Genomic DNA, 12669 nt, shown 5'->3' on the forward strand with positions numbered 1-12669 from the left:
CAAAGAGGCCTGACCCCTTTGATTTCGTTGACCCCTTTGATTTCGTCCTCGCTGTTGGCGGTCGCGCACTGGGTGGTGACATGGCAGCAGACGCAAGCCGCATCGACTCAGGTTGTTCCCCATTGGCGACGGGCACTGGCTGCGGTGATCGGACAGCGGATATCGATGCCAAGCAAGAACGCATTCATCAATGGCATGCGATCTGGACTGATTCAGCCTGACGATCATTGGTTGAGCTTGATCGAGCAGGCGATCGAATTGGTGAGCGAAGAAGTAGAGTGGCCCAAAGCAACCGCGAGACCACCGTGACATCGAGTTCAAGCATTCCATCGCGTTGTTCCGCACCCATTGGTTTTCAAACACAAACCGACCAGGCTCATCAATCGTCTATGCAATCGCATCACGATGAATTTGGCACGAAACATCATGTTCAACCGCCAAGGCGCGACCGTTTCGAGTCACTCAAAGTGATTGCATCGCCTGCAATCGAACCAACCAAGAGCAAGACACCGCGTTGCTTACCCAAGTCACACTGGGCAATCTCGGCAATCAGCTAAACCAGCAAAATCTAGCTGGCAGCGTCCCAAAGAAAGAAACCCTCACTCAACGTCTGCGCGCTCGCAGGAGGGTTCGGGATTTAAGAAGTGAACGTTTTGTAACCTGCTACTGACTCGATTCAACCCCCGTCCCGTTTTTCTCTCCGTCCCGTTTTTCTCTCCCAATTGGTTATTCGTCCCGACTTCGGATCCTTGTGATCTTCTTGCGATCTCTCATCGAGTGATGTACTACAATAGCGAACAAAGCAATCACGCCGATCCGTAACATTGATCGATCGATGAATCCTTTTGGAGTCATGTCCTTGCCGGGCCACAAGAAGTAGTCACATAACAGCAACACCATTGACAACCAAAGTGCAAGACGGATGCTCGGCACAACGAGCTCCAGATACAAAATGAAAAGGCGGTCACGCAAACTGAAACATGCGCCTTCGCTACTTTTAGCTTCGAGTTTCGAATTCACATCACCCATTTCTATATCAGGTTTTTAGGAAGTGCCAATTTAAGCGATCAGGAAATGGAGAATGATGCCGTCAACGCAATCGTGCGAATCTACTTTTGGCATCTGCGAATTCGGTCAATAAACGGAGTACAAGATCACCGCAAATCAGCGGGCTGAAACGCTTTACGAGCGGCTCAGAGTGTGAAAGACTGCTTCACCCGACGGAAAATGTAGAATTGCTAGTTTCGGAGATTCGTACGGATTAATCGTAGGCGGCGAATTTCCCCCACCTTTTCCCCCACCTTTTCCTCCTCCTCGCGGAAAACATCGCATCCCTCCTATCACAAGGCACGCTGCACAAATTGCACATGCTGCCGTACATACTGCATCGTTACTATCTTTCGGGCACGCGGCGCAAGCAAGGCATGCAACAATGCAACTAACAATGATCACTGGTATCGGAACCCACCATAGCTCTCCGTCAGGATCAACCGCAGAAAGCGGATTTGAATTGCAGTATTTGTAAAGATTCCACGGACTCCCCTCGAACCCGATCGGATCTCTGGAGCGAGGCACGATTGGCGGTGCTGTAGATGCTGGATCGGTCATCGTACCTGCCGATTCATCAAGATTCCCTGTCGCGCAGTTGCTTCTGAAGGGCTGACATTCGCTTCGTAAGTGCATCGATGCCTTGCGGGAGCAGTTCCGCATCACCGGTGGGTGCCTCGCCCAAGAGCTGCTGAAGAAGCTGGATTTGGCCAGCTAGTCTGCCCTCCTCTCGTCCTTCTTCACGTCCTTCCTCTCGTCCTTCCTGACGGGCACCTGAAATGGCCCACTCGTAGTCCCTTTGAGCCTTTTCGCGTTGGTCGTACATCTGCTTGTCTTCCGTTTTTGCGGAGATGGTTTCTATGGTGGAAATCGCTGTCTCAAACTCAATCCCGGGGAGCAATCGGCGAAGAGTTTCCCCGTCGTAATCCTGGGCGTGCAGCAACAGGAACACCCATTGGTTCAACTTACTCGCTCCAGGGATCGTTTGCTCTGCCAAGGCATATTTCGTCAATTCTACCGTGTGGACTTCGATCCCGTTGGGAATTGAACGGCCGCTCTGTTTGTCCAATAGCTGAAAACGGTGGTGAGCTTGGGTGGTTTCGGAGAAAAGGACGCGGCTGAGCAGGCAAATCGAAATCGAGGGCGCGGCCAGGGCGTAGTTTCCGCCCTCGGACAGTTGGTCGACATACATGCTACTGGCGTAGTAAACCAGTCGCTCGATCAGGCCCGCGTAGACCGATACTTGCATCTCCACGCCACGGTAAGGCGGCATCGTGCCATCAGGCTCGTTCATGCCGCGGCTTTCATGCTGAAGATGCGTGTGGCGGGGCCCCGCCGGAAACTTGCGTCGTGCGAATGGTGTCATGCACCGCATGACGTACCGGAAATGTCGCTTGCGCTACAGGACGCTTTCGGCGACGATGCGTTCTCGATAGTAGCCACAATTGTCGATGTGCCATTCGATCGCGCCGTCGTCGGGATGGAAAAAGTATTCCATGACCACTCTGATTTTCATCGGATTGGCTCCCGGCGGAGTCTTTGCCTCCATGACGACTTCCGCCATGTTGCGACCGTAGTGGTGAAAGATGCGAGTCGCTTGGACGACTTTCCACTCCGCATCGGGGCCGAGGTCCTGAAGCGCACCCGTCAGACTCTCTTCGCGAAACTCCTGCATGACCTGAGAGGCATCCGAAGACCCGAGATAGAACTGCTGCAATGGCATCGACGCAAGGTAGCGATTGGTAAATCGCTTGCGTAACTCCAATGCGTACTCCAAATCACCGTTGGCGATGACGCGGACATATTCTTTGGCAAACTTTTCTGCTTGGGCGCCCACCATGGCCTGTTTGGTCATTGGCAATGCAATGCCGGCAGAACCGAACAACACCGCCAACAGGATTCCGATTCGAGCCGGCGTGGTGCCCACAGGCCGCGACTCAGAATCCCAGCGACGCAAGGCAAAGAGCCCGAAAGCGATTGCTGCGACCGCTGCGATCAGCATCGGCATTGCGACAATGGAAAATATGCTCAGCACGCCCATCAACAGGCCAATGAACCCGGAAATTCGAAGTGGCGCCTCCGTTTCATCCAAAACGAAGCCGGTTTCCGCAGACATGGTGACGGGAGCAGGATCGGATGCAGAACTCATGCAGTCGTGATTCTTGAGCAACGCGGGAAAAGGTCTAAAACACAGGAAATCGTCGGATCGCGGTTGAAATCCAACAATGACGCGCAGGTCCCATTACGCACCGTTTGGCAAAAGGGTTTTCCAGAAAGTCGGGGTGCCGCCAGAAAGCCGCCACGCAAGAGTCCCCGTGAGGCAATGCTGATCGACTAAAATCGACGGATTCTGGTTCCAAACCAGGGACCGCCAACGAATCCCACTCATTTCCCGCACGCCGACCATGCCCGTTACCCATCACCCTGCTCGTCGCCCTGGCCTCTGGTCCAGCATCGCCCAAAACCCCTTACGGTCCGTCTTTTGCATCGCGATTTTCATTTCTCTGTGCATCGTCTCCATGAGCATCGCGGAGAAGACGGCCTTTGCCCAGGACGGAAACGGAGCCTCAAAGCCCGCTGCCACAGGGATCACCGAGGGCTCCGTCAACTACAAGACCGTCGGCGATCGAACGCTTCGCATCGATTGGACGCGTCCGGCCGATTGGCAACCGACCGACCGCCGTCCAGCGATTGCGTTCATTCATGGCGGCGGATGGACGGGCGGCAAACCTGGGCAATTCGCTCCCCACAGCCAGGAGCTGGCAGGGCTGGGCGTCGTCTGTTTTCGAATCGAATACCGATTGCTCAAGGGCAAGTCGGGACCGCCGGCGGACTGCGTCAGCGATGTCTCGGACGCGTTTCGTTTCATCCGTGGCAACGCAGGCCAGTTGGGCATTGACCCCGATCGTATCGCAGCCGGTGGAGGCTCCGCCGGCGGGCACTTGGCAGCTTTCTTGGGGATGATGGACGACGAAGTCATCGACGGTGTTTCACGCAAACCGAATTTGCTTTGTTTGTTCAATCCCGTCTACGACAACGGTCCCGGCCAGTGGGGTGACAAGCGAGTGGGCGACGAATATCCCAAATACAGCCCGGCTCACAACATCAGCAAAGACGACCCGCCGGCGATCGTGTTCTTGGGCACCAACGACAGCTTGATCCCCGTCGAAACAGCCGAGCGATTCCGTGACAACATGATCAAAGCCGGAGTCGAAAGCCGGTTGTTCTTGTACAAAGACCAGCCGCACGGATTCTTCAACGCCAACAAGTCAGACGGCAAGTATTACCGCCTGACGGTCGACGAAATGCTGTCATTCTTGAAGACGCACGGCTGGATCGACGGGTAACCGCTGTGGTTGCCAAATCGTTGAAATAGCGTGCGAGTCCGGACGCCTGGAGAATCAACCTATCCACACGATTGCACCCTCTCTAGACTCCGACTCAATCGCATTTGGATTCACGACGGAACGTGAATCTTTGATTGACGCGAAGACCGATCTGCAAAGGAGTGCCACGGCATGGAAGCCGCCCGTCAAACCCGCCGAATCACGTTCGGCGCGTCATTGTGCGCGTCATTATGCGTGAGCATGTTGTTCGCGTCTGCCTTGACCTCGCCCTGTCAGGCTGCCAACGCACGCTCGCGTAACTTTTTGGTGACCGCGCCGACCCCGCAATTGGCGCAAACGGTCGCGAAAGCCGCTGAAAAGTACCGCGACGACTTGGCCATCCACTGGCTGGGCCAGCCGCTCGCACCTTGGCCGACGCCGTGTCCCATCGAAGTTGTTGAGGGGCCACGCTTGGCCGCACAAGGCGTCACGACGTACAACCGAGCGCCGGTTCGCGACTTTCAAATGAAGGTCATCGGGACCGCCGAACGAATCCTCGACAGCGTCTTGCCACACGAAGTCTCCCACACGGTCTTGGCGACCCATTTCGGCAGACCACTGCCTCGCTGGGCCGACGAAGGCATTTGCACGACGGTCGAACATTCGGCCGAACGCGATAAGCACGAGATGAAACTTCGCGAGTTCCTGCAGACACGCCGTGGCATCGCGATGAACCGCATGTTTCTCTTGACGGAATATCCCGGTGACGTCCTGCCTCTCTACGCACAAGGTTACTCCGTGTGCCGATTTTTGATCGAACAAAACGGTCCTCGCTCGTTCATCAAATTCCTCGAAGACTACATGCAGCATCCATCGTGGACCCAGAACGTCAAACAGCACTACGGTTACGACTCGCTACTACAACTGCAAGAAAGCTGGCTGGCGTGGGTTGCCGCTGGCAGCGGTCCGGTGGCCCAATTTGCGGCTGCCCCCAGGTCGCCTGCCCCCAGGTCGCCTGGCGACTCAGCGCAACCCTCTGGCGGCAACGTTCGCCTAGCCGCAGCCACCACGACGCCGTCTGCATCCAATACAGCGATGGAAATCGCACCCGCTGCCGCCGCGTTTGAAACCATCCCAGCCGGGGTCGCGTCTCTCGCACCGGCGAACACGACAGCATCACGGGGGCAGTCGGGACAGCGATCCACCAGCGGCTGGTACCACCGTCAGCGTCAAAGTGTTCTCAGCGGACAGCCCGATGGTGAAATCGCGGCCCAGGAACCAGCAGCCCACACTGCAGCGGCCCAAAATCCAGCGGCCTCGCTGGCCCAAAACCAAGTTTTCCAGCCGTCCAACGCGAACCCTGGCTCCCGCCCCCCCGCCTCGCAGGCTGCAGCGGGGATCCCTCCGTCGATTCGCGGCAGCGGACGCTACAGCGTCTCTCAACCGCAGCCCGAACAGTCGGTTTCCAGTGCTGGCAGCGAGATTTTGTACGGTACGGGCGGCTCTCAAACCGAATCCGGGAGCATTGGACGGTATTAAATCGCCCAGTTGATGGGGGTGGGTACCGCAGAACGCTCGCGTTTGCTATTTTCACCACTCAAAATCACGACCTAATGCCCACCGAACAGTCCCCTGACTGGGCCGGTGGGCGTTTCATCCAAGGATAAATGACATGGCCAAACCACATCACAAGTTGAAGAAAGCGAACCACGGGCGTCGTCCCGCCAGCGCGAAAGCACGCAAGGCAAAGCGCAGAAAGATCAAGACTTAAGCTTTGTCGAAACCGAACGTTAGGTAGTGCCCCGAAAGCGAACGAAGCGTGCCCAAAGCAGATTTTTTCGTCGATCTCGCGTTGTTGGATTTTGACAATCCGATTGCCGATTTGGAAACCATCCGGCAATACAATCCGCAACGCCATGAAATGGAACATCTGACCGGTATCCTGTATGAGGACACCGAGCGGTTGGTTTGCGCGGGGTACAAACAAGTTTCCCACGACGAATTCTGGTGTCGTGGCCACATGCCTGGAATGCCGGTCATGCCCGGGGTGATCCAGCTGGAGGCCGTGGCGCAACTATCTAGCTTCTTTGCACAAAAGAACGACCTGCTGGGTGCCGAGATGGTCGGCTTTGGCGGCGTCGATGGTGCCCGCTTCCGTGACGTCGTCGTCCCGGGCGATCGCTTGGTGCTGATGATTCAATTGACCAAGGCGCGACGCAATCGCATGATTGTTGCGAATTTCCAAGGTGTCGTCGGCGAAAAACTGGTTGTCGACGGATCGCTCATCGGAATCCCGTTGCCCGTCCAAGCGGTCAAGGACCATCTGCAGAAACGCGCGATCGCTAATTCGAGCGCGAACGCGACTGAATAAAGCTCAGTTGCCGGTGCAACATCTCCACACAGGGCATCCGCTGGCCCGCTGACATCGCATCGCGTATCGGCCGTGCAAAGATCGTCTCCAACTCCATCGGTCGACCGGCCAAGAAATCCAGACGCATGCTGCTGTCGTAGGGCACCATCGATCGCGTGTTGTCCATCGTCTTTCGGATCCAAACCGGATCGATCGCCGCACCGCACGCTTTCGCACCTTCGTACACTTCGCGGATGATGGTTTCCGCCATCGCCGCTGAATGTGGCTCTTCCACGATTTCCTTGGTGGACGCATCCAGCGCAACGGACAATCCATTGAAGGGAATGTTCCACATCAGTTTTCGCCATCGCACCATCCGTAAATCATCCGAGGCGTGTGCATCGATCCCGGCATCGACCAGCTCGCTTTGGATCGCGGAAAGACTCTCTGCGGCAAGCGATGGCGTGCGTAGCGCGCCAAAGACGATGCGTCCGAAATCAATGTGCTTGATGTGCCCCGGGCCGACTTTATTGCTGCACAAAAAACAGCATCCACCCAGCACACGATCCTCGCCTACGATCGCCCCGACGTCTTGCTCGACCCCCAATCCATTTTGCAGCACCAATACCAGTCCGTTGTCACCCGTCGGCCCCGGCAGCAGCTTGGGCAGTAACTCGTTTGCCGTCGTCTTCATGGCAACGATGGTGACGTCACACGGAGGGATCGTCGCGGCATCGCTGTGCGCGTGAACGTCTTTCAAGTGAAAGTCGCCCCAGATGGAATCGACCCGCAGCCCGTGCTCGCGGACGTGATCGAAATCGCTGCGCAGCAGAAAGTGCACTTCGTGCCCCGCTTTGGCCAGCATCCCTCCGTACAGGCCACCCAAGGCACCGGTGCCCAGTATCGCGTAGCGTCGCTTGGAGGTGTCCGAGTTCGTTGTTGTACTTTGGTCTCTCATGATAAAACTCGTGTGTCATCATCGTTTAACGACAAGCCGAAGGCGACAACGCATCTTCGCCTGCAACGAGGTCGCTGCAACGAGGTCGCTGCGGCGAGGTCGCTGCGGCGAGGTCGCTGCGGCGAGGTCGCTGCGGCGAGGTCGCCTGCGGCTTGTCGTTAAACGATTGGGCTATTTGATGGTCACCGTTGGAGCGCATCCGCATCCGCTGCCGCATTGACTCAGTCGTTGGGTTATCTTTTCCGATGTCGGTGTGGTTGCCAATCCGCCCAACGCTGTGCAGCGATGTTCTCTTGGCATGCGTTCGGAGACACGTCGCGCCGCGTCGATGGTTTCATCCAGCGGGATCACTGCATCGAATCCTGCCAAAGCCATGTTGGCGCACGAGATCGCGTTGCTGGCAGCCATCACGTTTTTCCCCAAGCAAGGCACTTCGACGCGATTGGCGACGGGATCGCAAATCAAACCGAGCATGTTCTGCAACGCCATGGATGCGGCGCCGGTTGCCTGAGACGTTGTCCCACCGGCCATGGTGACGAGTGCCGCCGCGGCCATCGCCGCAGCCGAGCCACCTTCGGCCTGACAGCCGCCGACCTCTGCGGCAAAGCTCCACGCGGTGGCAATGAAGACACCGATCAAGCCCGCAGCCAGCATCGCTTGCGCAATCTCGCGATCGGACAACCCCAACGACTCGCCCATCGCCAGGCAACTTGCGGGCAGCGCCGCGCACGCCCCAGCGGTCGGAGCTGCAACGATGACGCCCATCGAACTTTTTACTTCCATCAACGCGGTGGTGTACAACACCATTCGGTTTAGCACGCCGGCATCCAGTAGTCGACCGGCATCGAGCATCTGCTCAAAACCGCCGGACTGATAACCCAGAACTCGGTCGGCGTATTCGGTTCCGCCAAGTCCCTGTTGAACACTTGCACGCAGGATCTGGATGATCTCGACCATCTTGTCGATCGCTTCGTCCTCCGACAGATCACCGCGAGCCATCTCATACCGGGCAGCCCATTGCCAAAGCGACTTGTCGTCGACGCCGGGCTGTGACATCAGTTGCGAACAGCTTTCAAAGGGAACTCGCATCGATCGCCGTGACCGGATCGGCAGCACCGGTGACATTCGATGGATCGATTCAACCGTTGCCCCGCTCATCGCCTGCCCGACGGCACCATCATCTAGCGGTGCCTGCGACTGAATCTGCACCAGCGAATGACCAGCGGCCCGGTGGACTTGGACGCGATCGGCATGCAGTGTCTCTCCGACCGTCGCCGTGTCCTCCGCTGAAAGGTCTCCATCGATGAACACAAGCGTCTCGTCATAACCGCCATCGATACAACCATCGACGCTGACATCGAAACCGTCGATTTCAAGCACTTGGATCATCCCACCTCCGGTCGAGATCGCGATCACCTGATGCCTGCCCGAATCACCCCGCAGAGTCAACCGATAGGTGTTGGGATGCGGGTCGCCGAAATCACCGTACTCGAATTCGATTTCGGTGCCCGAATCGATCAAGTGACGTTGCGAATCGGGTAATCGGGGGTCGTTCGCTTCCCAACCCATCAAGCCGCCGAACAACCCCATGTCGGAACCCTGGCTGGTGTGCGTGGCGGGCAGGGAACCCGAGTTGTCAAACTGAATCAATACTTGGTCGATTGGACCACCCAGCAGATCGCGAGCCAGGCGACCGATCCGAAGCGCAGCGGCGCAGTGTGAACTGCTGGGGCCACGCATGACAGGACCGATCACGTCGTTAAAAATGCTAACAGGCATCGGAGTGGAACCTTTCAATGCAAAACAGAAAACGTGAACCAAGCGTCCAAGAACGAGCCGCCAAGCGTTGCGGCGTTTTCAATCGCCCTACCCTACCCAGCGCCCGACCCTACCCAGGGTAGCCTACTCGACCGCGGCCTCGCCGTCCCCCATCCTCACAAAGATCGAGTATCATGCCAGCCGTTGACGCACCTGAGTGTAGCGCATTGACCGGCTAAAACGCTTTCATTTCATGGAGAATCAGTTAGATGGCTAAACGTGTTGCGATGGTGGGACTGGGTTTTGGTTCGGAATTCATTCCCATATATCAAGCCCACCCGGATGCGGAGGTCGCTGCGATTTGCCGGCGAAACGAAACCGAGCTGAACAAGGCCGGAGACCAGTTCGGGATCGATCGCCGCTACACTCAATACGAAGACGTCTTGGCGGACCCGGACATCGATTTCGTCCACATCAACAGCCCGATCCCCGATCATGCCTCGATGTCGTTGGCGGCCTTGGATGCCGGCAAACATGTGATGTGTACCGTCCCGATGGCCACCAACATCGAGGACTGCCGCAAGATCGTTGAAAAGGTCCAGCAAACCGGATTGAAATACATGATGGCCGAAACGGTCGTCTACAGCCGCGAGTTCTTGTTCATCAAGGATCTGTACGAGAAGGGCGAACTGGGCGAAATCCAACACCTCGCGGCCTCGCACCCGCAAGACATGGACGGTTGGCCGAGCTACTGGCAAGAAATGATTCCGATGCACTACGCCACGCACGTGGTCAGCCCCTGCTTGGGCCTGACGGACGCATTGGCCGAGTACGTCAGTTGCTTTGGCAGCGGCCGCGTGCGAGAGGACATCGCCAAGAAATCAGGATGCTCCTTTGCCGTCGAATCCTGTCACATCAAACTGCTCAATAGCGATGTCTCGGCGCACATTTGGCGGTTCTTGTACGACGTTGCCAGGCAGTATCGCGAAAGCTTTGACGTCTACGGCACCAAGAAAAGTTTTGAATGGACGCTAATCGAAAACGAACCGCACGTCCTGCACACGGCCAAGAAGCCCGAGCACGAGATTGCTGAGAAGATCGAAGTCCCGGACTTTGCGCACCTCCTGCCCGAAGAAATCCGCCGTTTCACTTTGCCGTCGGAGATTCACGACTCCGAGCACTTGTCGTTCGTTCAAGGCGGCGGTCACGGCGGCTCGCACCCGCACCTTGTCAACGAAATGGTTCGTGCCTTGGTCGACGATCGTGACCCCCGCCCCAACGCCGTGACCAGTGCCAACTGGACGTGCGTCGGCATCTGCGCTCACGAATCGGCAACCAAAGGAGGCGAGATCGTCCGCCTGCCGGAATTCACCCTCGGCTGAAAGTGAGGTTGCACGTCGGTGCGTTTGACACCAGCCAGGGATGTCACAACTGGGCTGCTCAAAATTTGGGGTTGTGGCACTATGACGCTCCGCAAGTTTCTGTCACCTCTCCCGGCGCAGCTGGCGGCCTCCAGTGAGCCTCAGGCGCTAGCCGTGGGCCTGAGGCGGATTGTGGTGCCGGCCCACGGCTATCGCCTGAGGCTCACTCTGATTGCGATGCATGGAACAAAAACATGGACTGAAAAAACAATGTCAACACCAAATTTTGAACAGCCCAGACCAAGCCTGGACAACTTGGCGTGAACTCAACGAGGCGACGTTTCCGTCAATACCTCGACAACCGCATCGAACACGGATTTCGGTTTCAGATTGCGATCGAACAGCAACGGATAGTTGACTCGATCCCAAGGAAAGTAATTGAGCCAGCTTTGTCCGTCATGGAGGTTCCAGAATGACACGCGAGCAATGACGTCTTGGTATTCATCAAAAAGCCGAAACAACGCGACGTACTGCTGCGTCTCTTTCTGCTCAATGTCCTTGGGGAGTCCTTCTTTGTAGGGATCGAATGTTTTCAGTTCGTCCCGGTGCGCTCCGCCATCCGCCCACCATCGCCCACGCGTCACCACATCGATGTCCAATTCGGAAACGACCACCTTGATGCCAAGCTCTCGGAGCGAGTCAAAGGTTTCGCGAAGTTGGCTCAAGGAATCATCGCCGAGTTCAAAGTGCCCTTGCATTCCGTAGGCGTCGACGGGCACCCCGCGTTCTTTCAGTTCCCCCAACAACCGGATCAGCTTTTTTCGCTTACCCGGGAAATGGCAGTTGTAGTCGTTGTAAATCAGCAAGGCATCCGGATCGTGCTTGCGAGCAGCGCGAAACGCTGTTTCGATGAAATCGATGCCCGTGGTTGTGGAGTAAACCGATTCACGGAGATAGCCATCCTCACCGTCCGCGAGTGCTTCATTGACGACATCCCACATGGTCGCCGATTCGTGGTATCGCTGAACGACCTTGGCGACGTGATCCTCGATACGCTGCAGTAGCTTTTCTCGCGTCACCGGCTGGCCACCGGCCTCCTCTTTCATCCACTGGTCGGTGCGATCATCTTTGGCCCAGACCAAACAATGGCCGACCAACTCCAGTTGGTTTCGTTTGACGAAATCGACGAAGCGGTCGGTGGCGTCGAAGTTCCATTGGTTTTCAGCCGGATGAATCCCCTGCGGTTTCATGCAGTTTTCCGGTGTCAGAATCTGAAAATGTTTGACAATCAGATCGGCACTCGCAGAATCGGATAGCACGCGTTCGCTGACACCCACACCGATCTTGAAACGTTCACCGACCGCATCTTTCAACGCAACAGAACCGACCGCCACTGCGCCACTCGGTGCCGGCGATTCCTGCGCCAGCGAATCATGGGCCAAGCCGACGGTGAACAACAGTGACGCGACAAGATAGATTGGATGCATGGATCTCATGAAATGATTGTCCTGTGGTTCAATGATGTTGTCGGGTCAGTGTCGCCCGGGCCAGTGTCGCCCGGGCCAGTGCAGATTCTCTCCGCAAGGATCACCTGGTAGTGGGATTCGCCAGAATTCCTTTTGCACAGGATTCCTGGCGAAATCCACTACGCCATCTATTGATGATGCGTTCCTAGACTCACTCGTTTACGCTTCGTGCTCGCATCCTTGTCAGTCTGAATGCTTCACAGCGTTGCCATTGGGGGCCGATGCGTAAAATTCCTCTGTGGTCATGCAGTGTACTCGAACCGGGTTTCGTCGTTTGCCACATCGTCGAGTCGAAAAAAACGATACCTTGAGCCGCGGCCGGTGTTAGCCAGTTGACACAGGA

The 12669-nt window shown here is 56.7% G+C and carries 11 protein-coding genes; 6 read left to right on the plus strand and 5 right to left on the minus strand.

The genetic code is table 11. The annotated features are described in order from the left end of the window. Nucleotides 1-27: 27 nt before the first annotated feature. On the plus strand, nucleotides 28-309 hold the full coding sequence (locus Pla52nx_RS08925) for a hypothetical protein (protein WP_197454759.1): 282 nt from the start codon (nucleotides 28-30) through the stop codon (nucleotides 307-309). Nucleotides 310-1624: 1315 nt separating this feature from the next. On the opposite strand, the gene Pla52nx_RS08930 is transcribed toward Pla52nx_RS08925, so the two are convergent. Then, nucleotides 1625-2341, minus strand: coding sequence for an Rpn family recombination-promoting nuclease/putative transposase (locus tag Pla52nx_RS08930; protein ID WP_197454758.1), 717 nt, complete (start codon nucleotides 2339-2341; stop codon nucleotides 1625-1627). A gap of 105 nt (nucleotides 2342-2446) precedes the next feature. Beyond that, on the minus strand, nucleotides 2447-3196 hold the full coding sequence (locus tag Pla52nx_RS08935; RefSeq protein ID WP_146521233.1) for a hypothetical protein: 750 nt from the start codon (nucleotides 3194-3196) through the stop codon (nucleotides 2447-2449). Nucleotides 3197-3566: 370 nt separating this feature from the next. Between Pla52nx_RS08935 and Pla52nx_RS08940 the strand changes: the two genes are divergently transcribed. The 4 genes from Pla52nx_RS08940 (at nucleotide 3567) to Pla52nx_RS08950 (ending at nucleotide 6744) form a co-directional block, all read left to right on the plus strand. Beyond that, nucleotides 3567-4394 (plus strand): alpha/beta hydrolase, encoded by an 828-nt coding sequence (locus Pla52nx_RS08940; RefSeq protein ID WP_146521232.1) that lies wholly within the window; start codon nucleotides 3567-3569, stop codon nucleotides 4392-4394. Between the two features lie 171 nt (nucleotides 4395-4565). Then, the gene (locus Pla52nx_RS08945; protein ID WP_146521231.1) at nucleotides 4566-5912 is read left to right on the plus strand and encodes a hypothetical protein; all 1347 of its coding nucleotides are present in this window, start codon (nucleotides 4566-4568) and stop codon (nucleotides 5910-5912) included. Nucleotides 5913-6045: 133 nt separating this feature from the next. Further along, on the plus strand, nucleotides 6046-6144 hold the full coding sequence (locus tag Pla52nx_RS32900; protein ID WP_390620391.1) for a 50S ribosomal protein bL37: 99 nt from the start codon (nucleotides 6046-6048) through the stop codon (nucleotides 6142-6144). Nucleotides 6145-6192: 48 nt separating this feature from the next. Next, the gene (locus Pla52nx_RS08950) at nucleotides 6193-6744 is read left to right on the plus strand and encodes a 3-hydroxyacyl-ACP dehydratase FabZ family protein (RefSeq protein WP_146521230.1); all 552 of its coding nucleotides are present in this window, start codon (nucleotides 6193-6195) and stop codon (nucleotides 6742-6744) included. Here Pla52nx_RS08950 and Pla52nx_RS08955 read toward each other — a convergent pair. Together Pla52nx_RS08955 and Pla52nx_RS08960 are read right to left on the minus strand one after the other, a co-directional pair. Next, a complete protein-coding gene (locus Pla52nx_RS08955; RefSeq protein ID WP_146521229.1) occupies nucleotides 6716-7681 on the minus strand; it encodes a putative 2-dehydropantoate 2-reductase in 966 nt (321 codons plus the stop codon). The two genes, Pla52nx_RS08950 and Pla52nx_RS08955, sit on opposite strands and share 29 nt — an antisense overlap. 171 nt (nucleotides 7682-7852) lie before the next feature. Continuing rightward, on the minus strand, nucleotides 7853-9460 hold the full coding sequence (locus Pla52nx_RS08960) for an L-serine ammonia-lyase, iron-sulfur-dependent, subunit alpha (RefSeq protein ID WP_146521228.1): 1608 nt from the start codon (nucleotides 9458-9460) through the stop codon (nucleotides 7853-7855). Nucleotides 9461-9708: 248 nt separating this feature from the next. Between Pla52nx_RS08960 and Pla52nx_RS08965 the strand changes: the two genes are divergently transcribed. Next, on the plus strand, nucleotides 9709-10821 hold the full coding sequence (locus Pla52nx_RS08965; RefSeq protein WP_146521227.1) for a Gfo/Idh/MocA family protein: 1113 nt from the start codon (nucleotides 9709-9711) through the stop codon (nucleotides 10819-10821). A 305-nt stretch (nucleotides 10822-11126) separates the two neighbouring features. Here the strand turns inward: Pla52nx_RS08965 and Pla52nx_RS08970 are convergent, their stop codons facing one another. Next, nucleotides 11127-12296, minus strand: a complete 1170-nt coding sequence (locus Pla52nx_RS08970) for an endo-1,4-beta-xylanase (RefSeq protein ID WP_146521226.1) — start codon at nucleotides 12294-12296, stop codon at nucleotides 11127-11129. Nucleotides 12297-12669 lie beyond the last annotated feature (373 nt).

This window comes from Stieleria varia (assembly GCF_038443385.1).
In the GTDB taxonomy this organism is placed as follows: domain Bacteria; phylum Planctomycetota; class Planctomycetia; order Pirellulales; family Pirellulaceae; genus Stieleria; species Stieleria varia.